Below are 24,941 nucleotides of genomic sequence, written 5' to 3'. Positions count from 1 at the left end.
GGATCACCATGGCAGCTCCGTTGCTGGAGGCACAGATCGATATCAACGCACCGGTCTCGAAAGTCTGGGAGCTGGTTTCGGATCTGCGCAAGATGCCGCAGTGGAGCCCGCAGTGCCGACGGATGATCCCGCTGGGCGGGCCACCGCGCCAAGGCAGCCGGACCATCAACATCAACCGTCGCAACATGCTGTTCTGGCCCACCACGAGCCGCATCACGGAGTTCGTTCCGGAAAAGAAGCTGGCGTTCCGGGTCAACGAGAACGGGTCGGTGTGGACCTTCGAGCTCGAACCGACCGACACCGGCACCCGGTTGATGCAAGCCCGGCACGCCGAACACGGCGTCAAACCCATCTCCACCAAGCTCACGAACACGTTCTTCGGCGGCGTGGAGAGTTTCGAACATGAACTCGTCGACGGGATGAACCAGACGCTGGCCCGGATCAAGGCCGCCGCCGAAAACTAGTCGGTCGGCTCGGCCAGATCCAGCACGCTGTCGTCATACGGCGCGTATTGCGGGGATCCGCTGCCCGGCGGCTGCGGGGTATCCGAGTGCGCACCGCAGCCGTACTCGGAGTCCACGACGTGCCCGTCGGCGGAGAACTCGTTGGCGCACACCCCGAACATCACACCGAGGGATCCGGACAGCGGAACGTAGAAACCGCAATCACGACACACCCGTTTGGTCGAGCGGGCCATCGGCGAATGCGGACCGAAGTCACCGTCGTGCCAGCGTTGCGCGGCCCCGTCGCGCCCCCACGGCCCGAGCACCTGCCGCCGGCCCAGGCCGATATCGGCGGCGACCTCGTCGATCTGCGTGTCACCGCTGGCCATGTAGCCAGGCACCAGTCGGGGATCGTCGACCGGCGGGGCCAGCAGATCACCGGGGCTCAGGTCGCCCGGTTTGATGCGCTCCTCCCACGGCACCCACTTGGGCGCCAGCAACGCCGTCGGCCCCGGAACCAGGACGACCTCGCTGATCGTGGCCTGCTCGGCGCCCGGGCAGGCCGCGACGACGACGGCCCATTGCCAGCCGCGGTACCCGGGCATGTCCGCCAGGAACCGGTGGGTCGCCGCGGTGGGGTCCTCGAAGCTGGCGCCGAGGTACTCGCCGACAGTTTCCGCACCGCTGTGCTCGACGATCGCCGCGCGCGCTTCATCGACGGCGCTCATGAGCACCGTCTCCAAGTCCGGCGCTGCGCCTTGCTCGGCAGATTCGGTCATGCTGTCCATCGCCATTAATACTGCCCGACCGGCGCACTACTAGCCACACCGGTCGGCTACCCGCCCGCTGTCGCACCGATGGTGGAGAATCGACTTCGTGACCGGACCGCGGCGTGATCCTCGCTATTACCCGCCGCGTCCACCCGCGCAGTCCGACGGGGGCGCTGCGGAACACCCCGGGATGGCCAATTACCCCAGCGACGGTGGCTACCGCCGGCCACGGCGCGACCCCGGGGGCGCCCCCAGCGCCAACCGGTGGCTGCCGCCGTTGGACGAATCGGCGCGCCAGTACCGCTACTCGACCCCGCCGCCGGGGGCGGGTGCCGCGGCCGGCGAGAAGGTCACGGTGACGCGGGCCGCCGCGCAGCGCAGCCGCGAGGTCGGGTCAAAGATGTACGGCCTGGTGCACCGCGCCGCGACGGCCGACGGCGCCGACAAGTCCGGGCTGACCGCGCTGACCTGGCCGGTGGTCGCGAACTTCGCCGTCGACGCCGCGATGGCCGTCGCGCTGGCCAACACCCTGTTCTTCGCCGCGGCCACCGCCGAGAGCAAGAGCAAGGTCGCGCTCTACCTTCTGATCACGATCGCGCCGTTCGCGGTCATCGCACCGCTGATCGGCCCGGCGCTCGACCGGTTGCAACACGGCCGCCGGATCGCGCTCGCGATGTCGTTTCTGCTGCGCACCGTGCTGGCCGTGCTGCTGATCGCGAACTACGACGGGGCGACGGGCAGCTTCCCGTCCTGGGTGCTCTACCCGTGCGCGCTGGGAATGATGGTGCTGTCCAAGTCATTCAGCGTGCTGCGCGGCGCCGTCGCACCCCGGGTGCTGCCCCCCACGATCGACCTGGTCCGGGTGAACTCGCGGCTGACCATCTTCGGCCTGCTCGGCGGAACCATGGCCGGCGGTGCGATCGCCGCGGGCGCCGAATATTTGTTCAACCTGTTCGAGGTGCCCGGCGCGCTGTACGTCGTGGTCGCGGCGACGGTGGCCGGTGCGGTGCTGGCGATGCGGATACCGAAGTGGGTCGAGGTGACCGCGGGCGAGGTGCCCGCGACGCTGAGCTACCACGGCAGCGACGACGAGCTGCGCCGCGGACCCGCGCAGCAGCCAGCCTGTGGTGTGGCGCGGCAACCGTTGGGCCGCAACACGATCACCGCGCTGTGGGGTAACTGCACGGTCAAGGTGATGGTCGGGTTCCTGTTCCTGTATCCGGCGTTCGTGGCCAAGTCGCACGACGCCAGCGGGTGGGAGCAGCTCAAGATTCTCGGCCTGATCGGGGCGGCCGCAGCGGTCGGCAACTTCGCGGGCAACTTCATCGCCGCGCGGCTCCAACTCGGCCACCCAGCACAGTTGGTGGTGCGCTGCGCGACCGCGGTCACCGTCGGCGCGCTGCTCACCGCGGTCAGCGGCGACCTGTTGGTGGCCGCGCTCGCGACGCTGATCACCTCCGGGGCCAGCGCCATCGCCAAGGCCTCGCTGGACGCGTCACTGCAAGACGACCTACCCGAGCGGTCGCGCGCGTCGGCGTTCGGCCGCTCGGAGTCGTTGCTGCAGTTGGCCTGGGTCGCCGGCGGAGCCATCGGCGTGCTGATCTACACCGAACTGTGGGCCGGGTTCACCGCGATCACCGCGTTGCTGATTCTCGGCCTGGCCCAGACGGTGGTCAGCTACCGCGGCGACTCGTTGATCCCGGGCTTCGGCGGCAACCGCCCTGTGCTCGCCGAGCAGGAAGGCGGCCGGGTCGATCCCGAGGCGGTGAAGCGTCGGTGAAACGCGTCGTCGGCTCCCTGGCGGCCGTGGCGCTCCTCGCCTCGATCGGCACCGGGGTGCTGATCTGGCGGCTGACCCAGGACCCGCCGCCCCGACATCCCCAGATCAGCGCATACACCGACGGCCAACTCGCCAGGGTGGGCCCGTATCGGTACTGCCGGGTGCTCGACCCGACCGATTGCGAAACTCCGCGCGCCGCAGGTGAACTCCACGTCGACGCCGAGCACGCCGTGCAACTGTCGGTGCCGCCGGCCATCTCCCGCGCGCCGTGGGTACTGGTGCGCACCTATGAGGGTGACGACGTCGTCGAGGAGTTCCGGCCCGACGCCAGGAACGCGGTCACCATCCCCACCGTCGACGCGCACCGCGGCAAGCTGTTCGGCTTCGCCGTGCAACTCCCGACGCTGGTGCGCGACGAAGACGGCAACGAGTTCCCGGTGCCGCACGCCGAGTGGTCGGTGCGCACGGTCTGGCCGTAAACGCGCTAAGCCGCGCCGTGGCCCGGCAGCACCCGCTCACCCTCCACCGGCGGGCCCGGCGGTGTACCGTCGCCGAACGGCCTGCCACCCAACGCTTCTCGCTCGTGCGGGGTGAGCCAACTGGACAACTCGGGGCCCTTCGGAACGACCTGGGTCGGGTTGATGTCGGTGTGCACGATGTAGTAGTGCTGCTTGATCTGCGCGAAGTCGATGGTGTCGCCGAAACCGGGCGTCTGGAACAGGTCACGCGCGTACGCCCACAGCACCGGCAGCTCAGAAAGCTTCTGCCGGTTGCACTTGAAGTGCCCGTGATACACCGGATCGAAGCGGGCCAGCGTGGTGAACAGCCGCACGTCGGCCTCGGTGATGGTGTCGCCGACCAGATACCGCTGCTCGGCCAGCCGGTCCTCGAGCCAGTCGAGCGCGGCGAACAATCGGTCATAGGCCTTGTCGTAGGCCTGCTGTGAACCGGCGAACCCGCAGCGGTACACGCCGTTGTTGATCTCGGTGTAGATGCGCTGGGCGACTTCGTCGATCTCGTCGCGTAGTGGCTCGGGATACAGCTGCGGCGCGCCGTCGCGGTGATACTCGGTCCACTCGGTGGAGAAGTCCAGCGTCATCTGCGGGTAATCGTTGGTGACCACCTCGCCGCTGCGCACGTCGACGATCGCGGGCACCGTGATGCCCTTGGGGTAGTCGGGGAACCTCTTGAAATATGCCTCCTGCAGGCGTGGGATTTTGAGCACCGGGTCCACCCCGCCGGGGTCGAGGTCGAAGGTCCAGCTGCGTTCGTCGTGGGTGGGCCCGCAAAAACCAATGGACAGCGCGTCTTCCAGGCCCAGCAGCCTGCGGACGATGATGGTGCGGTTGGCCCACGGGCAGGCCCGCGCCACGATCAGCCGGTAGCGACCCGGCTGCACCGGGTACCCGTCGCGGCCGTCGGCCGTGATGCGGGTCGTGATGTAGTCGGTGTCACGGTTGAACTCGCCAGCTGACTTGGCCTTGTCGGCGACATAGCTCACGCTCTTGGTTCTACCCGAACTGCCGCCACCGTAAGCAGGATCAGTTCAGCCTCATCGTGCAACCGGGGACGGCGCGAAAAAGGCTCAGGCGTCCAGTTCTCGCGCGACGGCGCGCACCACCTCGGACACCCGGCGCGCGGTCTTGCGGTCCGGGTAGCGACCTTTGCGGAGGTCCGGCTGCACGGCGCTTTCCAGCAGCGTGATCATGTCCTCGATCATCCCGTGCAGTTCGTCCGGGCTGTGCTTGCGCTCGGCGGCGGCGGCCTCGCGGCGGGTACGGGTCAGGCTGGGCGGCGGGTCGAGGACCGTCACGCTCAGCGCCTGCGGCCCGCGACGTCCGGAGGCGATGCCGAACTCCACGCGCTGGCCGGCCTTGAGGGTCTCGACGCCCGCGGGCAATGCCGAGGACCGGACATACACGTCCTCGCCGTCCTCTTGCGACAAGAACCCGAAACCCTTCTCGGCGTCGTACCACTTCACCCGGCCGGTCGGCACTGGTCTCACCTACTGTCTTTGGAAGCTCTCACATGACGAACGCGTCCCGCTTGCGCCGGGACGCGATGGGCTGATCCTACTCGGCCACCACGGACGCCAGCATCCTGATTACCCAGGATTGTCCGACAGCGACCCGCCCCTATCGACGGCGACCGCACGCCCCACTGGGTAGGCTGAAACGACCGCTGGAGGTGAGAATGCGCCTGATCCTGAACGTCATTTGGTTGATCTTCGGTGGTCTGTGGCTGGCTCTGGGCTACCTGCTGGCCGCCCTCATCTGCTTCGTCCTGATCTTCACGATCCCGTTCGGGTTCGCCGCGCTGCGCATCGCCTCCTATGCGCTGTGGCCGTTCGGCCGCACCATCGTGGAAAAACCGGGCACCCGGCCAGGCGCGCTGATCGGCAACGTCATCTGGGTGCTGTTGTGCGGAATCTGGTTGGCCATCGGCCACGTCGTCAGCGCGGTGGCGATGGCGGTGACGATCATCGGTATCCCGCTGGCGCTGGCCAACCTCAAGATGATCCCGGTGTCGCTGGTGCCACTCGGTAAGGAGATCGTGCCCGTGGTCCGGGTGGGCCCGGCCTTCGACTCAACGCGAGCCGCCGCATGACCCTCGTCGACCTCGGTGTGCCGTCGCTGGGACCGGCTCGGCCCGCCCCGATGTCCGGTCCGCTGATCGACACCTTCGGCCGGATCGCCACCGACCTGCGGGTGTCGCTGACCGACAGGTGCAACCTGCGCTGTACCTACTGCATGCCCGCCGAGGGGATGGACTGGCTGGCCGATGACGCGCTGCTGCGCCACGACGAGCTGATCCGACTGCTGCGTATCGCCGTCACCCGGTTGGGCATCACCAGCGTGCGCTTCACCGGCGGTGAGCCGCTGGTGTCGCGACGTCTCGAGGACGTCGTCGCCGCGACGGCTGCGCTGCGGCCCCGCCCGGAAATCACGTTGACCACTAACGGAATCGGGCTCGCCAAGCGGGCGGCGAAGTTGGTGCAGGCCGGGCTGGACCGGATCAACGTGTCGCTGGACACCCTCGACGCCGCGCGCTTTGCGCGGATCACCCGGCGCGACCGCCTGCGCGACGTGCTGGCCGGCCTGGCGGCCGCCAAGGCCGCGGGGCTCGACCCGGTCAAGGTCAACGCGGTGCTCGACCCGGAAACCGGCCTCGACGACGCCGTCGCGCTGCTGCGCTACTGCCTTGAGCACGGCTACCAGCTGCGGATCATCGAGCAGATGCCGCTGGACGCCGGCCACGCATGGCAGCGCAACCGGACCATCAGCGCCGACGAAGTGCTGGACACGCTTGGTCACCATTTCCAGCTGGCCCCTGATACCGCGCCGCGCGGATCAGCGCCGGCCGAACTGTGGCAGGTCAGCGACGAGTCCGGTCTGGCCGGCAAGGTCGGTGTCATTGCCTCGGTGTCGCACGCGTTCTGTTCGGCGTGCGACCGCACCCGGCTCACCGCCGACGGCCAGGTCCGCAACTGCTTGTTCGCACGCGAAGAAAGCGACCTGCGCCGGCTGATCCGCACCGACGCCGACGACGACGCGCTGGAGGCCGCGTGGCGGGCCGCGATGTGGACCAAGGCCGCCGGCCACGGCATCAACGATCCCGGGTTCGTCCAGCCGGACCGGCCGATGAGCGCGATCGGCGGATAGCCCGATGACGTCGACCACGACGGTGCAGGTGACCGTCCGCTATTTCGCCGCCGCGCGGGCGGCCGCCGGTAACGATGCGGAGACGATTCGGATCGAACCGGGCACGACGGTCGCCGATCTGGTCGATCAGCTCAGCGCTCGGGACGCGAAGCTGGCGAAAGTCCTGATGCGCTGCACTTTTCTGTGCGACAGCATCGCCGTGCGGGACACCGCCACGGTGTTGCGCCAAGGCCAAACCATCGATGTCCTGCCGCCCTTTGCCGGCGGTTAACCGTGATTTGCATCACATAACGAAATGGTCACGGGCTGGCTACAGCGCGATGTATCGCCGGACAGTCCTGCGAAAACGCGTTACTTTGCTGGGCCTTTAGAGCTCTTTTAGAATTTGCCGCGCGCCGAAACGCCGTTACTGGCAAAAGATGACGGGTCCCCGGAGAGCCGATACGGTTCTGCCAAGCCATCGACCTCTAATCGATCGGCCCGCCGTGCCCAGCCGCGCCGAGCTCCATCCGCTGACGCACGGCCCCACCAGAAACAATTTGGATGGAGGCGGGGGACCCAACCGGTCCGCCGAAAAGCTAGCGGACCCGGAGTCTTTGGATTCCTTGGGGTGAAGCTGTCATTGTCGCCGACGATGACGGCCGGGCAACCTCTCCAGCCCGAACCCGACAGCTGACCTCGCAGGCGCCGACGAGAGGACCTAGCGCACGCATGAGTGGACGACACCGTAAGAAGCCCACTACATCGGCCGTAAACGTCGCCAAGTTCGCCTTCACCGGCGCTGTCATCGGTGGCGGAAGCATCGTGTTGGCCGGGACCGCAAACGCCGCCACCGACCACGAATGGGATCAGGTCGCCAAGTGTGAATCCGGCGGCAACTGGGCGATCAACACCGGCAACGGGTATCAAGGCGGGCTGCAGTTCGCGCCGAGCACGTGGAGCGGACACGGCGGCAGTGAGTTCGCGCCCGCCGCGCATCTGGCCACCAAGGAAGAGCAGATCGCGGTCGCCGAGCGCGTGCTGGCAAGCCAGGGCAAGGGCGCCTGGCCGTCGTGTGGTGGTCCGCTTTCCGGTCACACCCCGCGCAATGTCGTCGACGAGCCACAGCCGCTCGACGCCCCGGCCGTCAACGGCGTGCTGCCGCCTCCGCCGCCGCTTGACCCGTTCGCTCCGCCTCCGCCGGTCGACGCGCTCGCCGCGCCGCTGCCCGAAGCACCTCCGCCGCCGCCACCGCCGGCCCCGCCTGCTCCGGGTCAGGTCGACATGCTTTCCGCGCCGCTACCCGAGGCTCCCCCGCCGCCGCCACCACCTCCGGCGCCCCCCGCGCCGCCGCTTGACCCGTTCGCTCCGCCTCCGCCGGTCGACGCGCTGGCGGCACCACTGCCCGAAGCTCCCTTGCCGCCGCCACCTCCGGCGCCCCCGGCCCCACCCGCGCCGGCCCCCGTCGACGCGCTGGCGGCACCACTGCCCGAAGCCCCGCCCCCACCCGTCGACCCGTTCGCACCACCGCCACCCCCGGCACCGGCCCCGCCGATCGAGGAGACCGTCACGCAGTCCGTCGGGGACTGGGACGTCGCCGTCGACGGCGTGGTTCCTGGCGAGCAGCCGCAGCTGTGGTCGCTGAACGCCGGCGCACCGCTGCAACCGGCTCCCCCGGCCCCGCCCGCGCCGGCTCCGGTCGACCCGGCGGCTGCGCTGAACGCTGTGGACATCCCCATGCCCGCGATGAACGCGGCCAACCAGGTGGTCAGCGGCGAGATTCCGTTGCCGCCAGAGGGCGTGCCGCACCTGGCAAGCCCGCAGAACCTGCCGCCCGGCACGACGACCGATCGCTCCCAGGCTCCGACGCAGAGGCCGAATGTCGGCTACCTCAAGGAGATCTGGCACGCGATCCAGACCCAGGAGATCAGCGGCACCGATGCGCTGCTGGCGCTGACCCAGCGTCCGCTGACCACTCCGGACAACCCGGGCGGTCCGGCGCCCAACCTTCCGGTTGAGCCGGCGGCACCGCCGCCTCCGGCCTGACCGCACAGCAGGCGTTACGCCGAGCCGACCCACTCCTCGGAGCCGTCGGCGAAGAACTGGTGCTTCCAGACCGGCAGTCGCTCCTTGACGGTGTCGACGAGCCGCGCGCACGTCTCGAACGCCGCCGCGCGGTGGTCGGCTGAAACAGCGGCGACCAACGCCGCGTCGCCGATCCGCAGGGCGCCGATGCGATGGCTGACCGCTATCGCCCGCACCCCAGAACAGTCCGCGGCGATCTCAGCGGCCACCTCGGCTATGGTCTGCGCCGCGGTCGGGTGCGCGGAGTACTCGAGTCGCGTCACCGTGCGTCCGTCGTCGTGGTCCCGCACCACGCCGGCGAACCCGACGACCGCGCCGGCCGCCTCGTGGGCCACCAGCGCCTCGTGCTCGGCCAGCTCGATCACGTGCTCGCTCACGTCCGCGCGCAGTACCTCGGTCATCGTGGATGGTCTCCGCCCGCCAGTTGATCCAGGGCGTGCTCGAGGACGTCGCCGAGCACGCCGAGCCCGTCCTTCACCCCGCCGGGCGAGCCCGGCAGGTTCACGATCAAGGTGCGGCCCCGCACGCCGCACACCCCACGCGACAGAATCGCCGTCGGCACCTTCGGCAGACCGGAACGCCGGATCGCATCGGCCAGCCCGGGGATCTGGTAGTCGACGATGTCGGCGGTGGCGTCTGCGGTGCGGTCGGTGGGTGAGACACCGGTGCCGCCGGACGTGATCACCACGTCGGCGCGGTCGTCGACCGCGCCGAGCAGCGCGTCGGCGACCCCCGGCCCGTCGGCGACCACCACGGGCGGCGGGGTGACGATGCCGCGCGCGTTGAGCCAGTCGACGACGATCGGCCCGCAGCGGTCCTCGTACACGCCGGTGGCCGCCCGTGTCGAAGCGATCAAGACCCGCCCGGATCTCATCGGGACCACGTCCCGGTCTTGCCGCCTTCTTTGCGCAGCACCCGCACGTTCTCGATGCGGGCGGCGGGGTCGACGGCCTTGATCATGTCGTAGAGCGTCAGCGCGGAAAGGCTGACCGCGGTCAACGCCTCCATTTCGACGCCGGTGCGGTCGGTGCTGCGCACGGTGGCCGTGATGGCCACCTCGGCGTCGCCGACCTCGAAGTCGACGTCGACGCCGGTGAGGGACAACTGGTGACAGAGCGGGATGAGGTCGCTGGTGCGTTTGGCGGCCTGGATCCCTGCGATACGCGCGGTGGCCAGCGCGTCACCTTTGGGCAGGCCACCCGATGCGATCAACGCGATGACGTCGGCCCTGGTGACCAGGGTGCCCGCCGCGACGGCGGTGCGCTTGGTGGCGTCCTTCGCGGTCACGTCCACCATGTGGGCCGCACCCGATTCGTCGACGTGGGACAGGCGACGCCGGGCCGAGCCGGACGGATCACCCTGCGCGCCGTTGGACACCGTTATCTGTTGACGACGGTGACCGGGTGTAGGTAGGGCAGGTCCTCGGAGGGGAGCGGAAACGCGAGGTCCCCGAAGGGCGACAGCGCGCCGGTGCGGTCCGCGGCGAGCTCGCTCACCGGGTGGTCGTCCTCACCGTCAACCGCCGGCCAGCCTGGGTCGACGTACTGCTTCTTCTGCCGCTTGTTGTCTGCCACGCCCACATTGTGGCAAATGCGGTGGCCAGAGGCGACACCGGCGTGCTGGCTTACCCTGGTCGACGATGTCCGAGAACCCTCCAGTCGTTCCACTGGGCGCCTGGCTGGCCGACCTTCCCGACGAGCGGCTCATCCGATTGCTGGAGGTGCGACCCGACCTCACCCAACCGCCGCCGGGCACGATCGCCGCCCTGGCCGCCCGCGCCCAGGCCCGCCAGTCGGTCAAAGCCGCCACCGATGACCTCGACTACCTGCAGTTGGCGGTGCTCGACGGCTTGCTGGTACTGCACGGCGACACCACAGCCGTACCGCTGACCAAACTGCTGGAGCTGTTCGGCGACCGGGCACCGCAAGTCACCGTCGTCGCCGCCGTCGACGCGCTGCGGGAGCGCGCGCTGGTGTGGGGTGACACCGCGCTGCGGGTGGTCGCCGAGGCCGCCGCCGGGCTGCCCTGGTTTCCCGGACAGGCCACGGTCGAAGACACCGACCCCACCGACCTGCCCGACCGGCTGGCCGCGCTGGACGAGGCGCAGAGCGAGCTGCTGCACAAGCTGCTGGAAGGCTCACCGGTGGGCCGTACCCGCGACGCCGCGCCGGGCACCCCGCCGGACCGCCCGGTGCAGCGGCTGCTGGCGGCCGGGTTGCTGCGCCAGCTGGATTCCGAGACGGTGATCCTGCCGCGGCTGGTCGGCCAGGTGCTGCGCGGCGACGTCCCCGGCCCGGTCACGCTGACCCCGCCCGACCCGGTGGTGTCGACAACCACCGCAGCCGACGTCGACGCGGTCGCCGCGGGAGCGGTGATCGACCTGCTGCGCGAGGTCGAGGTGGTGCTCGACACGCTCAGCGCAGCCCCGGTTCCCGAGCTGCGCAGCGGCGGGCTCGGGGTGCGCGACCTCAAGCGGCTGGCGAAGAGCACCGGCATCGAGGACGGCCGGCTGGGCCTGCTCCTCGAGGTGGCTGCGGCGGCCGGGCTGATCGCCGCCGGGATGCCCGAACCGGTGCCGCCCGACGACGCAGGCCCGTATTGGACGCCCACCGTGGCCGCTGACCGGTTCGTGGAATCGGCGACGGCGGCCAAGTGGCACCTGCTGGCGTCGACCTGGCTCGACCTACCGGCACGACCCGGCCTTGCCGGTAACCGCGGCCCGGACGGCAAACCCTATGCGGCACTTTCTGATTCGTTGTATTCGACCGCCGCACCGCTGGATCGGCGGCTGCTTCTCGAGATGCTGGCGGACCTGCCGGCCGGTGCGGGCGTCGCGGCGCAGGAGGCGTCGCAGGCGATGATCTGGCGCAGGCCACGCTGGGCGGTGCGGCTGCAGCCGGGACCGGTGGGCGACCTGCTGACCGAAGCGCACGCGCTCGGGGCGACCGGACGCGGGGCGATCACCACACCGATGCGGGCATTGCTGGCCGGCGACGCCCCCGACGACGTCGTCAAGGCGATGAACAAGGTGCTGCCCAAGCCCATCGACCACTTCCTGCTGCAGGCCGACCTCACGGTCGTCGTCCCCGGTCCGCTGGAACGCAACCTGGCTGAGCAGTTGGCGACGGTGGCCGACGTCGAGTCGGCGGGGGCGGCGATGGTCTACCGCATCAGCGAAGCCTCGATCCGGCGCGCGCTCGACACCGGCCGCACCGCGAGCGAACTACACTCGCTGTTCGCCCATCACTCCAAAACCCCTGTACCGCAGGGGTTGACGTACCTCATCGACGATGTGGCCCGGCGGCACGGTCAGCTGCGGGTCGGCATGGCCGCTTCGTTCGTGCGGTGCGAGGACGCCGCCCTGCTGGCGCAGGCGGTTGCCGCACCGGCGACCGACGCGGTGGAACTGCGGTCACTGGCGCCGACGGTCGCAGTATCCCAGGCGCCGATCGCCGAGGTGCTCGCCGCGCTGCGGGCGGCCGGGTTCGCGCCCGCCGCCGAGGACTCCACCGGCGCGATCGTCGACATCCGGGTGCGCGGTGCCCGCGTGCCGGCGCCTCCCGGCCGACGGCGCGCCTACCGGCCGCCGACGCCTACCGCCCAGACGCTCGGTGCCATCGTCGCGGTGTTGCGCAAGGTCGCGGCCATGCCGTCGGCGTACCAGCGGCTCGACCCGGCCGTCGCGATCACTCAGTTGCAGGACGCGGCCCTCGCGCAGGAGTCGGTGGTGATCGGCTACGTCGACCCCGCGGGGGTGGCGACCCAGCGGGTGGTGGCGCCGGTCAACGTGCGCGGCGGCCAGCTGACCGCGTACGACCCCGCCACCGGGCGGATGCGCGAGTTCGCCATCCACCGGGTCACCTCGGTGGTCTCGGCCGCTGATTGAGGTTCCCCGCTGCGCGAGCGTGCGAGTTTGAGGGCGACACGCCGAGACAGAAGCGCAGTTCGCGCATGCTCGGCAGCGGGTGTCGGCGTCATCCGGATAATGGACGGAATGACCAGCCAGCGAGAAGCGAAGCGGGATCGCGCATGACCGACGGCCCCTTGATCGTGCAGTCCGACAAAACCGTGCTGCTCGAAGTCGACCACGCCCAGGCGGGTGAGGCGCGCGCGGCCATCGCGCCGTTCGCCGAGCTGGAACGCGCGCCCGAACACATCCACACCTACCGCATCACGCCGCTCGCGCTGTGGAACGCGCGCGCGGCCGGCCACGACGCCGAACAGGTGGTCGACGCGCTCGTGACCTTCTCGCGCTACGCGGTGCCGCAGCCGCTGCTCGTCGACATCGTCGACACCATGGCCCGCTACGGGCGGCTGCAGCTGGTCAAGCATCCCGCCCACGGGCTCACGCTGGTCAGCCTGGACCGCGCGGTGCTCGAGGAGGTGCTGCGCAACAAGAAGATCGCCCCGATGCTGGGCGCGCGCATCGACGACGACACCGTCGCCGTGCACAACAGTGAACGTGGCCGGGTCAAGCAGATGCTGCTCAAAATCGGATGGCCGGCCGAGGATCTGGCCGGCTACGTCGACGGCGAGAAGCACCCGATCAGCCTGGCCCAGAACGGTTGGCATCTGCGTGACTACCAGGAGATGGCCACCGAGTCGTTCTGGGAGGGCGGCTCCGGTGTCGTGGTCCTGCCGTGCGGCGCGGGTAAGACGTTGGTGGGCGCGGCGGCGATGGCCAAGGCCGGCGCTACCACCCTGATCCTGGTGACCAACACCGTCGCGGGCCGCCAATGGAAGCGTGAGCTGATCAACCGCACGTCGCTCACCGAAGACGAGATCGGCGAGTACTCCGGTGAGCGCAAGGAGATCCGGCCGGTCACCATCGCCACCTACCAGGTCATCACCCGCCGCACCAAGGGCGAGTACCGCCACCTGGAGCTGTTCGACAGCCGCGACTGGGGGCTGATCATCTACGACGAGGTGCATCTGTTGCCCGCGCCGGTGTTCCGAATGACCGCCGACCTGCAGTCGCGGCGCCGGCTGGGTCTGACCGCGACGCTGATCCGCGAGGACGGCCGTGAGGGCGATGTGTTCAGCCTGATCGGCCCGAAGCGCTACGACGCGCCGTGGAAGGACATCGAGGCCCAGGGCTGGATCGCGCCGGCCGAATGCATCGAGGTGCGCGTGACGATGACCGACAACGAGCGCATGCTCTACGCGGTCGCCGAACCCGACGAGCGCTACAAGCTGTGCTCGACGGTGCACACCAAAATCGCGGTGGTGAAGTCGATTCTGGACAAACACCAGGGCGAACAGACGTTGGTGATCGGCGCCTACCTCGACCAGCTCGAAGAGCTCGGCGCGGAGTTGGATGCCCCGATAATCCAGGGCTCGACGAAGACCGCGGAGCGCGAGGCGCTGTTCGACGCGTTTCGTCGCGGTGAGATCAGCACGCTGGTGGTGTCGAAGGTGGCCAACTTTTCGATCGACCTACCCGAAGCCAGTGTGGCGGTTCAGGTTTCGGGAACCTTCGGATCGCGTCAAGAGGAGGCGCAGCGGCTGGGCCGGCTGCTGCGGCCCAAGGCCGACGGCGGCGGCGCAATCTTCTATTCGGTGGTGTCGCGTGACAGCCTCGACGCCGAATACGCCGCACACCGGCAACGCTTTCTCGCCGAGCAGGGCTACGGATATGTCATCAAGGACGCCGACGACCTCCTCGGCCCGGCGATTTGAGCCAGCAAAATCAGGTGTGCCGCCCAACGTCTTTCGCGACGGTCAGCAGCACCACCGAGTCCTCGATGGCATCCAGCCCGTGGCGGGTGCGCGGGATCACGATCTGATCGCCCGTGGAACCCTCCCAGTGGTTCTGCGGATCGGTCACCTTGACGCGGCCCTGAACCACATACAGCGTGGCTTCACCGGGGCTGTCGTGCTCGTCGAGGCGGACACCCGCCGTCAGCGCGATCAGCGTTTGACGCAGCGTGTGCTCATGACCGCCATAGACGGTGTGCGCGGCGCGCCCACTCTTGGCAGCACGCGCCTTGTCGAGCTGCTCGCGAGCGAGGGCGACGAGTGAGATCTTCTCCATGGTCTGAATCCTGCCACCTCGCATACCGGAAGTCCCGCCGGGTCGCTGATGGAAGTATTCGGCGCAGACGCCTTACGGAAGGGATGCTATGACATCACCGCTGAGTGGCCTTGGGCTGACCATCCCCGTTCTCGCTGCGCCGATGGCGGGCGGACCGACCACCGCGGCGATGGTCGTCGGCGCCACCCGTGCAGGCGGCCTGGGGTTCGTGGCGGCCGGTTACAAGACCCCGGATGCCGTCGCCGCCGAAATATCGGCAGTCCGCGCCGCGAGTGTTCCGTTCGGCGTCAACCTCTTTGCCCCCAACTCGATTCCGGTCGACGCCGACGCCTACCCGCGGTACGCGGATGCGTTGGCCCCGGTGGCGCACCGGTTCGGTATCACGCTGCCGCGCGAGCCGGTCGAGGACGACGATCAGTTCAGCGCGAAGATCGACCTCTTGCTCACCGAGCCGGTGCCCCTCGCCAGCTTCACGTTCGGAATTCCGGATGCGGGCGTCATACGGAAGCTGCAACGTGCGGGCACCGTCGTGCTGCAGACCGTCACGTCGGTGGAGGAGGCGTGCGCCGCTGCGGCTGCGGGAGTCGACATGCTGGTCGTCCAATCACATGCTGCCGGTGGTCATTCCGCGACCCTGAACCCCCAGCGGGCGACCGAAACGCTCGCCGTCGCCGACCTGGTGCGTGCGGTCACCGACGCCGTGGGCCTTCCGGTGGTCGCGGCGGGCGGGTTGTCGACGCGGGCTGACGTAGCGGGTGTCGTTGGTGCCGGGGCGACGGCGGCGATGGTGGGCACAGCTCTGTTGCTGGCCGAGGAAAGCGGGGCGTCGTCCACCCATCAGCGGGCGCTCACCGATCCGGCCCGCACCGAAACGGTCGTCACCCGTGCGTTCACCGGCCGGCCAGCCCGCGGCTTGCGCAACAACTTCATCGATACCTATGAAGCGCAGGCGCCGCTGGGTTACCCGGCGATCCATCATTTGACCAGCCCGTTGCGCAAGGCGGCGGCAGCGGCCGATGAGCCTGAGCTGCTTCATCTTTGGGCGGGCACCGGTTACCGCGATACGCGGCGAGCGTCGACCGAGCAGATCCTCACCGAGCTGACCCCGTAGTCGTTCGGGCTAGCTCAGCGCCGGGATGACCTCGCGTTCGAACATCTCGATGCCCGTGCGGTCGTAGGCGGCCTCGGGGAAGTAGAGGATCGCGTACTCGCAGCCGAGCTCACGCATGCGATCGAGCTTCTCGACGACCTGTTCCGGTGTGCCACTTGTGGATTCGGGTGAGGTTACCGAGCTCAGCATGGCGTCGACCGCTGCTTCGTCGGCCACGGCGACCTGCCGGGCGCGAAGCCGCTCGACCCGAGCCTTGACGTCGGCTTCCGAGTCGCCGATCACCGCGTTGAAGTTGGCCGACCGCACGATCGCGTCGTAGTCGGTGCCGACCGCGCGGCAATGCTCGGCCAGCACCTGCGACTTGTGCGTGAACCCCTCGGGTTCGGAGGTGAAGTTCGTGTACTGCGCATACTTGGCGGCGATGCGCAGCGTCACCTTTTCCCCGCCGCCGGCGATCCACAGCGGAATACCGCCTTGCTGGAGCGGCTTTGGCGCCACGATCGCACCGTCAACCTGATAGTGCTTACCGTGGAAGCTGACCTGCCCGTCGCGCCAGGCGTCGCGCATGATCTGCACGCCCTCGTCGAGGCGGCCGAGACGTTCGCCCGCGGAGGGAAACCCGTATCCGTAGGCGCGCCATTCGTGTTCGTACCATCCGCCGCCGATGCCCATCTGAACCCGGCCGCCGGAGATGATGTCGGTGGTGGCGGCGACCTTGGCCAGATACGCCGGGTTGCGGTAGCTCATCGCCGTGCACATCTGGCCCAGCTTGATACGTGATGTCGTCGCCGCGTAGGCGGCCATCAACGTCCAGGCCTCGTGGGTGGCTTCGGGAGTGGGGACCGGCACGGTGTGGAAGTGGTCGTAGACCCACAGCGAGTCCCAGGAGGAGCTGTCGTCGGCGTATTCGGCGAGGCCGCGCATCACCGGCCAGTGCTCTTCGGTGGGGATATCCACCAGATCCAGTCGCCAGCCCTGCGGGATGAACAGTCCGAAGCGCATGGCATCCGACTCTAGGCGACCGGGCCTGCCATCGGCGGGGAACGCCACCCTCCGAACACCTTCTCCAGGTGGCCCGCCACCGCGAGCGCTGTGGCGTCCTGCCACGGCCTGGCGACGACCTGCACTCCGATGGGCAACCCGTGCTTCGAGGTGCCGCACCGTATGACGGCGGCCGGCCAGCCGGTCAGGTTGTGGACCATCAGGTGGGAGAAGTCGGAGATCTCAACCAGGCGGTGATGATGGGGCTTGGCCGCGGTCGGCATCGCGGGCCCGACGATGACGTCGTAATCAGCCATGAACGTGAGCATCTCGACGCGGTACGCATCGACATCGGCCAGACGCCTTCTGGCGACGTCGTCGTCGGGTCGCGAAATGCCGTCGTCCAGGTAGGTGGCGACCCGCAGGTTCGTCACATCGACGTCGTCCGGGTTCCCCAGTGGGGCGGGCACGGCGTAGGGGTCACGCAGATCGGGGCCGTTCATGATCGACAACGCGAGATACAGGTCTCGGACCGACCGTGCGAGCGGGCCGTAGCAGTTGAACTGGCCGAAGATCCCCCACGCGTCACCAAAGACGCTGCCGGTCCTCGGGATTCGGCCATGGGTCGGCTTGAGGCCCGCAAGCCCGGTGTTGTGGCACGGCTGGCGGATGCTGCCGCCGCCGCACGATCGCGCCCTCGTCGCGCAGCCTGGCCACCACCGTCGCGTCGTCGCCGGCGCGACCGCGCAGCGCCGGGTGCCGCCGGAACAGTCGAGCCCGGCCACCAACATGACGTCCTTGACGACCACCGGTAACCCGTGCGCCCGGCCCAACCGAACACCGCGCGCGGCCCGGTCATCGGCGTCTGCCGCGGCCTGCAGGCAGTCCTCCGGATCAGCCGCCTGGACCAGCGCATTGAGGGCGGGGTTGACCGCGTCTGACTCATCTCGGTTCGATTACGTGGGTCGCGGTTTCCATCACGACGACCACGGATGGCCTTCTGATCGCCACAATGGTGGTATATGGTGTGCATCACATGAAAGCTGTCGTGTGAAATCTGTCACATAGGAGTGTCGTGGGCCGGGAGTTCGAGACGCATCCCGTACGTGCTGGCGAGTCCGTCGGCGTGCGCTGGTTTTATGTCCTTCTTCTCGTCGTGATCGCCATCGCGGCCGCCGCGGGCATCGTGAGCACCGTCGCGATGGGTCAGACACAGGTCGCCATCATCATCGGCCTGGTCACCATGGCATTCTTCTCGCGGGTGGCGGCCTGACGCTTTACCCGTAGCTGTCGGGGGCTGCAGTTAGCCTGGTGCGATGGCCCTTTCCAAGGAAGAACGCGAGGCGTTTCTGGCAGAACCGCACATCGCCGCGCTGTCGGTGAGCGCTGGCGACAAGCGCGGTCCGCTGACCGTGCCGATCTGGTATCAGTACAGCCCGGGCGGTGAGCCGTGGGTGATCACCGGGGCCGGCTCACGCAAACATCGGCTCATCGAGGCGCAGGGTGAGTTCACGCTCATGGCGCAGCGCCTGGAACCGTCGGTGCGCTACGTGGCGGTCGACGGTCCGGTCAGCCGCATCGAGCCGGGCACTGACGAGCAACTGGTCGAGATGACCAAGCGCTATCTGCCGCCCGAGAGGGTCGATGCGTATCTCGCGGTCGCTCGCCGCGAGCACGGCGAGAGCGTGGCGATCTTCCTGACGCCGCAGCACTGGTTGTCGTCGGACCTCGGATCGATCTGAGCGATTTCAGCGAGGCCGGTAAAGCTGAGCGACGGCGGGCAGGCTGACCTTCAGCGCCGGGTTGCGCGGCAACTCGTCGACGACAGTGAACGCCACCGGCACGTTGTAGACGGGCAGCTGCGCACGTACCAAGGCGGCAAGCTCCGCCTCGGAGGGAGCAGTAGCTCCGTCGGCAACTTCGATCGCCGCGAACGGCACCTCCCCGAGCCGTGCGTCGGGCACCCCGACGACGCAGGCGTCACGCACGGCGGGATGCGAGATCAGCACGTGCCGAACCGTTTCCGGCTGCACCTTGAATCCGCCCCTATTGATCGCGCCGTCGGCTCTCCCGTGCAGGGTCACGAAACCGTCGACGTCGATCGAGGCGATGTCGGTGGTACGGATCCAGTCGGGTCCGATCGGGGCGACCTTGGCCTCCAGCAGCCCCTGCTCACCCGGTGCCAGCTCGAAGCCGGTTTCGGGGTCGACGACGCGTAGTTGGGTGTCCGGCAGCGCCCTGCCGACGCTGTGGCGTTTGGATGCGCCGAACTCGGCTTGCATATCGGGCGTCCACGCGCACAGTGACCCTGCGAATTCCGTTGCACCGTAAGCCAACACGATAGGAATGCCGTACCGCGCCTCGAACTCGTCGCGTATCTCGGGGTCCAACGGACCTGATGCGCTGATCAGGACGTCCAGCGACGCCAGGTCCTCCTTGGCGACGTCGGCGTCGAGCAGCATGCGGATCACCGCCGGTTGCACACCCGAACGTGTGATGCGGTGCTCCTTGACCGCGGCGACGAAACCGTCGACACTGAACCGCTCCAGCAGCACGATCCGCCTGCCGTTGTGGATGCCTGCGACCAGTTGGCACACCCCGATGCCGCCGAACTGCCAGTAGGCAAGTTCGGGTGGCGCGTCGGTTGGGGCGTTCTCTCCGCTGGTGACGCTGAATACGGTGCGCTGCAGCACGGGTGTTCTGATCGACTGTCGTTTCGGCGGCCCGGTGGTGCCGCTGGTCAGGATCTGCAGCGCCACATCGGGTTCGGCCTCGGCGTGCGCGCAGCCTTCGTCGCGACGGCTGAGGCCGGCGACGGTCGGTGGCTGCAGGGAGATCGCGACTGCGGCGCTGCCGGCCCGCTCGGCGGCGGCGATGACCGGGTCGGTCCAGTCCTCGATGTCGGCGACGACGGCGGACAAGCGCAGCGCTTCGATGTCACGGCCGATGGCTTCGGGCGACTGAAACGAGTAGATCATCGACACCGGCCGGCCGGCGGCGAGGAAGCCGATGATCGCCGCGGCGTGCGGCAGCCGGTTGCGCACCACCAACCCGACCGGGGCACCGTCGGCCACCCCCGCATCGCGCAACGCGTCGGAGATCGCGCGCATGTAGGCGGTGATCTCGTCACCGGAGTACCAGCGGCCGTCGTATTGGATGCAGGGTTGGTCGCCGTAACTCGCCAGCCCGGCCGCGAAGGTTTCGGTGAAGCTTTCGGACACGGCCAACAATTTAGCGGGGTTCACGCCCCGACAGCCGACGAGCGCTCACCCCGGTACAGGTTTTCGGCCTAAAAACGTACCAAGGTGAGCGCTCGGCGCGGTTTGTTAAGTCAGCGACTCCGGCGGGCTGAACCGATCGCCGTAGCGGGCGGCCAACTCCTTGGCCCGCGCGACGAACGCCTCTTTGCCAACACCGGCGGGGCCCTCGTAGCCGGCGATGAACTGCGCGCTACCACCGGTCCACGGCGGGAAGCCGATACCCATGATGGAGCCGATGTTCGCGTCGGCCGTCGACGTGAGCACGCCCTCGTCGAGGCACTTCTGGGTTTCCAGCGCCTCGGCGAACAGCATGCGGTCGATCATGTCCTGCAGCGGAATATCGGCGCTGCCGGAGTTGAACGTCTCCCGCAGTCCCGGCCACAGCCCGGCGCGCTTGCCGTCGACGTACTCGTAGAAGCCGGCGCCCTTGAGCCGTGACGGACGGCCGATTTCGATCATCTTGTTGACAACCGCCTCGGCCGGGTGCGGCTCGTAGCTGCCGCCGGCGGCCTCGGTGCCCTTGCGGGTCTCGGTCGCGATCTTCTGCATCAGCTCGAGGTTGAGCTCGTCGGACAACTGCAGCGGCGGGGCCGGGTAGCCGGCCTGCGAACCCGCGGCCTCGATGCTGGCCGCCTCGACACCCTCGCCGAGCATGGCCAGCGCCTCGTTGACGAACGTGCCGATGACGCGGCTGGTGAAAAAGCCACGGCTGTCGTTGACGACGATCGGCGTCTTGCCGATGGCCAGCGTGTAGTCGAACACCCGGGCCAGCGCCTCGTCAGATGTCTTCTCGCCCTTGATGATTTCCACCAGCGGCATCTTGTCCACCGGCGAGAAGAAGTGGATGCCGATGAAGTCCTCCTGTCGCTTGACCCCGGTGGCCAGACCGGTGATCGGCAGCGTGGAGGTGTTCGAGCCGAGCAGCGCGTTGGGCTCGACGATGTCCTCGATCTCCTGGAAGACCTTGTGCTTGAGTTCCTGGTTCTCGAAGACGGCCTCGATGACGAAGTCGACGCCCTTCAGGTCGGCGGGATCGCCGGTCGGGGTGATGCGGTCGAGCAGCGCCTTGGATTTCTCTTCGGTGGTCTTGCCCCGCTCGAGCGCCTTGGCTTCCAGCTTTTCGCTGTAGCCCTTGCCCTTCTGCGCGGCTTCGAGGGACACGTCCTTGAGCACGACGTCGAAGCCGGCCTTGGCCGACACGTAGGCGATGCCGGCGCCCATCATCCCGGCGCCGAGCACACCGATCTTGGTCGGCAGCGTCTTGTCGATCCCGTCAGGTCGCGATCCGCCGCCGTTGATGGTCTGCAGATCGAAGAAGAACGCCTGGATCATGTTCTTGGCGACCTGGCCGGTCACCAGCGACGTGAAGTAGCGGCTCTCGATGCGTGATGCGGTGTCGAAGTCGACCTGCGCGCCCTCGACCGCGGCGTTGAGGATCGCCCGCGGCGCCGGCATCGGCGCACCCTTGAGCTGCTTTTTGAGCAGCGCCGGGAATGACGGCAGGATGCTGGCCAGGCCCGGGCTGCTCGGCGTGCCGCCGGGCATTTTGTAGCCCTTGGCGTCCCACGGCTGGGATGTGCCATCGGGGTGCTGAGAGATTTCAGCCTTGATCCAGGACTTCGCGGCGGGAACGAGTTCCTCGACGCTGTCGACCAATTCGTCGATCAGGCCGATCTCCTTGGCCTTGCCCGGCTTGAACCGGGTGCCCTGGCTCAGCACCTCCATGAAGGCCTTCTGGATGCCGAACATCCGCACGGTGCGGGCGACGCCGCCACCGCCGGGCAGCAGGCCGAGGGTGACCTCGGGCAGGCCGATCACCAAACCCTTGACGTCCGCGGCGATGCGGTGATGACACGCCAGCGCGATCTCCAGTCCGCCGCCGAGCGCGGCGCCGTTGATGGCGGCGACGACCGGCTTGCCCAGCGTCTCCAGCTTGCGCAGGTCGGCCTTGATGAACTCGACCTCTGCGAACGCGTCGGCGGCGTTGTCGGGGCCGACGTTCATCATGCCCTTGAGGTCACCGCCGGCGAAGAAGGTCTTCTTGGCGCTGGTGATGACGACACCGGTGATCGAAGCGGGGTCGTCTGCGACAAGCCGTGCCAATTTTTCAACGGCCTCATGCATCGAAGCCTTGTAGTGCTCGTTCATCACGTTGGCCGAGCCGGTCGGGTCGTCCAGCGTCAGGGTGACGATGCCGTCGGCATCCTTGTCCCACTGAATGGTGTTCTCTGCCATTGCTGTTAAACCCTCTCGATGATGGTGGCCACGCCCATGCCGCCGCCCACGCACAGCGTGATCAGCGCGCGTCGCGCACCGCGGCGCTCGAGCTCGTCGACCATGGTTCCGGTGATCATGGCGCCGGTGGCGCCCAGCGGGTGACCCATCGCGATGGCGCCACCGTTGACGTTGAGCTTCTCGTCGGGGATGCCCAGGTCCTTCTGGAACTTCAGCACCACCGATGCGAACGCCTCGTTGAGCTCGAACAGGTCGATGTCGTCGACGGTCAGACCCGCGCGGTCGAGCACCCTCTGGGTCGCCGGCGTCGGGCCCGTCAGCATGATGACCGGGTCGGCGCCGCTGGTGGCGGTGGCCACCACGCGGGCGCGCGGCGTGAGATTTTGAGCCTTTCCTGCGCTCTCCGAGCCGATCAGCACCAGCGCGGCGCCGTCGACGATGCCCGAGCTGTTACCGCCGGTGTGCACGTGGTTAATCTTTTCGACGAAGTGGTACTTCTGCAGCGCCACGTCGTCGAAGCCGCCCATCGCGCCGATGCCGTCGAACGCGGTCTTGAGCTTGGCGAGCCCTTCCATGGTGGTGTCGGGGCGCATGTGTTCGTCGTGGTCGAGGATGACCAGACCGTTGCGGTCCTTGACCGGCACCACCGACTTGGCGAAGTAACCACCCGACCAGGCTGCCGCGGCCTTTTCCTGGCTGCGCAGCGCGAACCGGTCGACGTCCTCGCGGGAGAAGCCCTCGATGGTGGCGATCAGGTCGGCGCCGATGCCCTGCGGCACGAAGCCCACGGTGTAGTTGGTATCCGGGTCGGTGGCCCAGGCGCCGCCGTCGGAACCCATCGGGACGCGGCTCATCGACTCCACACCGCCGGCGAGCACCAGGTCGTCCCAGCCGGAGCGCACCTTCTGCGCCGCCATGTTGACCGCTTCCAGCCCGGAGGCGCAGAAGCGGTTGAGCTGCACGCCGCCGGTGGTCTCCGGCATGCCGGCGGCCAGCACCGCGGTGCGGGCGATGTCGCCGCCCTGGTCGCCGACCGGGGAGACGACGCCGAGGATGACGTCGCTGATCAGCGTCTCGTCCAGGTCGGGGTGGCGGTGGCGCACCTCGTCGATCAAGCCCGTGACCAGGTCGATCGGCTTGACCTCGTTGAGCGCGCCGTTCTTGTTCTTGCCGCGGGGGGTGCGGATGGCCTCGTAGATGAAGGCTTCTTCAGACATGAAGATATTTCCTGTTCAGGTTGGCGTACGGAATGCCCTGTCCAACGGACGGTAGTCCTGCTGTCCGCAGCCTAACAGTTTCGGCCAACCTGTTGGTTGGGCAACCTAAGCAGCGCGCATCCGGCCGAACGTGGGTTACCGGCACGCAAATCGCGCGAATCGCGTGTTGGTAACCCACGTTCGCCACAGCGCTACGCTCGACAACCGTGACGGTTCGTCGGCTACAGCCTTACGCGGTGACGGTGTTCGCCGAGATGTCGGCGCTGGCCGCGCGCATCGACGCAGTGAACCTGGGCCAGGGCTTTCCCGACGAGGATGGCCCGCCGGCGATGCTCGAGGTCGCGAAGGACGCGATCGCCGATGGCGTCAACCAGTACCCGCCCGGTCTTGGTATCCCGTCGCTGCGTGAGGCGATCACCGCGCAACGACGGCGGCGCTTCGGCACCGAATACGATTCGGACACCGAGGTACTCGTGACGGTCGGTGCCACGGAGGCGATCGCCGCCGCGGTGCTGGGGCTGGTGGAACCCGGCTCCGAAGTGTTATTGATCGAACCGTTCTACGACTCCTACTCCCCCGTCATCGCGATGGCCGGTTGCCAGCGGCGCGCGGTATCTCTGCTGCAAGACGGCGGCACCTTCCGCATCGACATCGACGGCCTGTGTCGCGCAATCACCCCGAAAACCAAGGCGCTGATTGTCAATTCGCCGCACAACCCGACGGGCATGGTCGCCGGCGACGACGAACTGCGGGCGCTGGCCCAGCTTGCCGTCGACGCGGACCTGTTGGTGATCACCGACGAGGTCTACGAGCATCTGGTGTTCGACGGCCGAGAGCACCTGCCGCTGGCCAACTATCCGGGAATGGCCGACCGCACCGTGACGATCTCCAGCGCTGCCAAGATGTTCAACGTCACCGGCTGGAAAATTGGTTGGGCTTGTGGCCCGGCTGATCTCATCGCTGGCGTGCGCGCGGCCAAACAGTACCTGTCCTATGTCAGCGGCGCACCGTTTCAACCCGCGGTGGCCCATGCGCTCAACACCGAGGATGCCTGGGTCGCTGCACTGCGGGACTCCTTGCAGGCCAAACGAAACCGGTTGGGCGCTGCATTGACCGATATCGGTTTCGCGGTGCACGACAGCTTCGGCACCTACTTCCTGTGCGCCGATCCGCGTCCGCTCGGCTACCACGACAGCACCGAGTTCTGCGCGCAGCTGCCGCATAGAGCCGGCGTCGCGGCCATCCCGATGTCGGCGTTCTGCGACCCGCGCGCCGAGCACGCCGGCGCGTGGAACCATCTGGTCCGCTTCGCTTTCTGCAAACGCGACGACACGCTCGACGAAGCGATCCGCCGGCTAGAAGTGCTGCGCCCGCATTAGGCCGT

Annotated in this window: 25 protein-coding genes, 1 pseudogene and 1 riboswitch; of the genes and pseudogenes, 13 read left to right on the top strand and 13 right to left on the bottom strand. The window is 68.3% G+C overall.

Going from position 1 to position 24,941, the window contains the following annotated elements; genetic code table 11:
* Positions 1-8: 8 nt before the first annotated feature.
* Positions 9-464 carry an SRPBCC family protein gene (locus tag ABQE44_RS01275; protein WP_448427876.1) on the top strand — a complete coding sequence of 152 codons (456 nt, stop codon included), beginning with the start codon at positions 9-11 and terminating at the stop codon, positions 462-464.
* Here the strand turns inward: ABQE44_RS01275 and ABQE44_RS01270 are convergent.
* Positions 461-1,231 carry a DUF3027 domain-containing protein gene (locus ABQE44_RS01270; protein ID WP_448393690.1) on the bottom strand — a complete coding sequence of 257 codons (771 nt, stop codon included), beginning with the start codon at positions 1,229-1,231 and terminating at the stop codon, positions 461-463. The genes ABQE44_RS01275 and ABQE44_RS01270 overlap by 4 nt on opposite strands.
* Before the next feature lie 88 nt (positions 1,232-1,319).
* Between ABQE44_RS01270 and ABQE44_RS01265 the strand changes: the two genes are divergently transcribed.
* Both ABQE44_RS01265 and ABQE44_RS01260 read left to right on the top strand, forming a co-directional pair.
* Entirely contained in the window at positions 1,320-2,993 is a 1,674-nt protein-coding gene (locus ABQE44_RS01265; RefSeq protein ID WP_448427874.1) for an MFS transporter, read from the top strand.
* A complete protein-coding gene (locus tag ABQE44_RS01260) occupies positions 2,990-3,472 on the top strand; it encodes a DUF2771 domain-containing protein (protein ID WP_448427872.1) in 483 nt (160 codons plus the stop codon). Before ABQE44_RS01265 ends, ABQE44_RS01260 begins: the two co-directional genes overlap by 4 nt.
* Before the next feature lie 5 nt (positions 3,473-3,477).
* On the opposite strand, the gene ABQE44_RS01255 is transcribed toward ABQE44_RS01260, so the two are convergent.
* Positions 3,478-4,494, bottom strand: coding sequence for a glutathione S-transferase family protein (locus tag ABQE44_RS01255; RefSeq protein ID WP_448393687.1), 1,017 nt, complete (start codon positions 4,492-4,494; stop codon positions 3,478-3,480).
* Positions 4,495-4,578: 84 nt separating this feature from the next.
* Complete coding sequence (locus ABQE44_RS01250; RefSeq protein WP_448393831.1) at positions 4,579-4,989, bottom strand: cold-shock protein; 411 nt, start codon at positions 4,987-4,989, stop codon at positions 4,579-4,581.
* A 197-nt stretch (positions 4,990-5,186) separates the two neighbouring features.
* Between ABQE44_RS01250 and ABQE44_RS01245 the strand changes: the two genes are divergently transcribed.
* The 4 genes from ABQE44_RS01245 to ABQE44_RS01230 all read left to right on the top strand — a co-directional run bounded on the left by ABQE44_RS01245 (position 5,187) and on the right by ABQE44_RS01230 (position 8,680).
* Positions 5,187-5,600: a YccF domain-containing protein gene (locus ABQE44_RS01245; RefSeq protein WP_448427870.1), complete on the top strand. Its 414-nt coding sequence runs from the start codon at positions 5,187-5,189 to the stop codon at positions 5,598-5,600.
* Positions 5,597-6,655: a GTP 3',8-cyclase MoaA gene (gene moaA / locus ABQE44_RS01240; protein ID WP_448427868.1), complete on the top strand. Its 1,059-nt coding sequence runs from the start codon at positions 5,597-5,599 to the stop codon at positions 6,653-6,655. Before ABQE44_RS01245 ends, moaA begins: the two co-directional genes overlap by 4 nt.
* A gap of 4 nt (positions 6,656-6,659) precedes the next feature.
* A complete protein-coding gene (locus tag ABQE44_RS01235) occupies positions 6,660-6,926 on the top strand; it encodes a MoaD/ThiS family protein (RefSeq protein ID WP_448393684.1) in 267 nt (88 codons plus the stop codon).
* A gap of 240 nt (positions 6,927-7,166) precedes the next feature.
* Positions 7,167-7,357, top strand: a riboswitch (cyclic di-AMP (ydaO/yuaA leader).
* A 9-nt stretch (positions 7,358-7,366) separates the two neighbouring features.
* The gene (locus ABQE44_RS01230) at positions 7,367-8,680 is read left to right on the top strand and encodes a transglycosylase family protein (RefSeq protein WP_448427866.1); all 1,314 of its coding nucleotides are present in this window, start codon (positions 7,367-7,369) and stop codon (positions 8,678-8,680) included.
* A 14-nt stretch (positions 8,681-8,694) separates the two neighbouring features.
* Here the strand turns inward: ABQE44_RS01230 and ABQE44_RS01225 are convergent, their stop codons facing one another.
* The 4 genes from ABQE44_RS01225 to ABQE44_RS01210 all read right to left on the bottom strand — a co-directional run bounded on the left by ABQE44_RS01225 (position 8,695) and on the right by ABQE44_RS01210 (position 10,293).
* Positions 8,695-9,120, bottom strand: a complete 426-nt coding sequence (locus tag ABQE44_RS01225) for a molybdenum cofactor biosynthesis protein MoaE (protein WP_448393682.1) — start codon at positions 9,118-9,120, stop codon at positions 8,695-8,697.
* Positions 9,117-9,593, bottom strand: coding sequence for a MogA/MoaB family molybdenum cofactor biosynthesis protein (locus tag ABQE44_RS01220; protein ID WP_448393681.1), 477 nt, complete (start codon positions 9,591-9,593; stop codon positions 9,117-9,119). The genes ABQE44_RS01225 and ABQE44_RS01220 overlap by 4 nt, the downstream gene beginning before the upstream one ends.
* Positions 9,590-10,015, bottom strand: coding sequence for a cyclic pyranopterin monophosphate synthase MoaC (gene moaC, locus ABQE44_RS01215; protein ID WP_448393830.1), 426 nt, complete (start codon positions 10,013-10,015; stop codon positions 9,590-9,592). The genes ABQE44_RS01220 and moaC overlap by 4 nt, the downstream gene beginning before the upstream one ends.
* An 83-nt stretch (positions 10,016-10,098) precedes the next feature.
* Positions 10,099-10,293, bottom strand: a complete 195-nt coding sequence (locus ABQE44_RS01210; protein ID WP_448393680.1) for a hypothetical protein — start codon at positions 10,291-10,293, stop codon at positions 10,099-10,101.
* Between the two features lie 65 nt (positions 10,294-10,358).
* Between ABQE44_RS01210 and ABQE44_RS01205 the strand changes: the two genes are divergently transcribed.
* Together ABQE44_RS01205 and ABQE44_RS01200 are read left to right on the top strand one after the other, a co-directional pair.
* On the top strand, positions 10,359-12,605 hold the full coding sequence (locus tag ABQE44_RS01205; RefSeq protein WP_448427864.1) for a helicase-associated domain-containing protein: 2,247 nt from the start codon (positions 10,359-10,361) through the stop codon (positions 12,603-12,605).
* A gap of 143 nt (positions 12,606-12,748) precedes the next feature.
* Positions 12,749-14,398, top strand: a complete 1,650-nt coding sequence (locus tag ABQE44_RS01200) for a DNA repair helicase XPB (RefSeq protein WP_448393678.1) — start codon at positions 12,749-12,751, stop codon at positions 14,396-14,398.
* Between the two features lie 10 nt (positions 14,399-14,408).
* Here the strand turns inward: ABQE44_RS01200 and ABQE44_RS01195 are convergent, their stop codons facing one another.
* Complete coding sequence (locus ABQE44_RS01195) at positions 14,409-14,753, bottom strand: cupin domain-containing protein (RefSeq protein WP_448393677.1); 345 nt, start codon at positions 14,751-14,753, stop codon at positions 14,409-14,411.
* Between the two features lie 88 nt (positions 14,754-14,841).
* Between ABQE44_RS01195 and ABQE44_RS01190 the strand changes: the two genes are divergently transcribed.
* Positions 14,842-15,864, top strand: a complete 1,023-nt coding sequence (locus ABQE44_RS01190) for a nitronate monooxygenase (protein ID WP_448427862.1) — start codon at positions 14,842-14,844, stop codon at positions 15,862-15,864.
* A 9-nt stretch (positions 15,865-15,873) separates the two neighbouring features.
* On the opposite strand, the gene ABQE44_RS01185 is transcribed toward ABQE44_RS01190, so the two are convergent.
* Together ABQE44_RS01185 and ABQE44_RS01180 are read right to left on the bottom strand one after the other, a co-directional pair.
* Positions 15,874-16,866, bottom strand: a complete 993-nt coding sequence (locus ABQE44_RS01185) for an LLM class F420-dependent oxidoreductase (protein ID WP_448393675.1) — start codon at positions 16,864-16,866, stop codon at positions 15,874-15,876.
* 11 nt (positions 16,867-16,877) lie between these two features.
* Positions 16,878-17,774, bottom strand: a pseudogene (locus ABQE44_RS01180) (amidase family protein); the annotation flags it as partial.
* 146 nt (positions 17,775-17,920) lie between these two features.
* On the opposite strand from ABQE44_RS01180, the gene ABQE44_RS01175 reads away from it, so the two are divergent.
* A complete protein-coding gene (locus ABQE44_RS01175; protein ID WP_448427860.1) occupies positions 17,921-18,118 on the top strand; it encodes a hypothetical protein in 198 nt (65 codons plus the stop codon).
* A 43-nt stretch (positions 18,119-18,161) separates the two neighbouring features.
* Positions 18,162-18,587, top strand: a complete 426-nt coding sequence (locus tag ABQE44_RS01170) for a pyridoxamine 5'-phosphate oxidase family protein (protein WP_448393673.1) — start codon at positions 18,162-18,164, stop codon at positions 18,585-18,587.
* A gap of 6 nt (positions 18,588-18,593) precedes the next feature.
* On the opposite strand, the gene ABQE44_RS01165 is transcribed toward ABQE44_RS01170, so the two are convergent.
* The 3 genes from ABQE44_RS01165 to ABQE44_RS01155 form a co-directional block, all read right to left on the bottom strand.
* Complete coding sequence (locus ABQE44_RS01165) at positions 18,594-20,066, bottom strand: class I adenylate-forming enzyme family protein (protein ID WP_448427858.1); 1,473 nt, start codon at positions 20,064-20,066, stop codon at positions 18,594-18,596.
* Between the two features lie 105 nt (positions 20,067-20,171).
* Complete coding sequence (locus ABQE44_RS01160) at positions 20,172-22,340, bottom strand: 3-hydroxyacyl-CoA dehydrogenase NAD-binding domain-containing protein (protein ID WP_448427856.1); 2,169 nt, start codon at positions 22,338-22,340, stop codon at positions 20,172-20,174.
* A 5-nt stretch (positions 22,341-22,345) separates the two neighbouring features.
* Positions 22,346-23,557, bottom strand: coding sequence for an acetyl-CoA C-acetyltransferase (locus ABQE44_RS01155; protein ID WP_448427854.1), 1,212 nt, complete (start codon positions 23,555-23,557; stop codon positions 22,346-22,348).
* A gap of 206 nt (positions 23,558-23,763) precedes the next feature.
* Here ABQE44_RS01155 and ABQE44_RS01150 point away from each other — a divergent pair, with 206 nt between their 5' ends.
* Positions 23,764-24,936: a pyridoxal phosphate-dependent aminotransferase gene (locus tag ABQE44_RS01150; RefSeq protein WP_448427852.1), complete on the top strand. Its 1,173-nt coding sequence runs from the start codon at positions 23,764-23,766 to the stop codon at positions 24,934-24,936.
* Positions 24,937-24,941: the final 5 nt, after the last annotated feature.

This window comes from Mycolicibacterium sp. XJ2546, from assembly GCF_053483195.1.
This window is presented reverse-complemented; position numbering and strand designations above follow the sequence as displayed.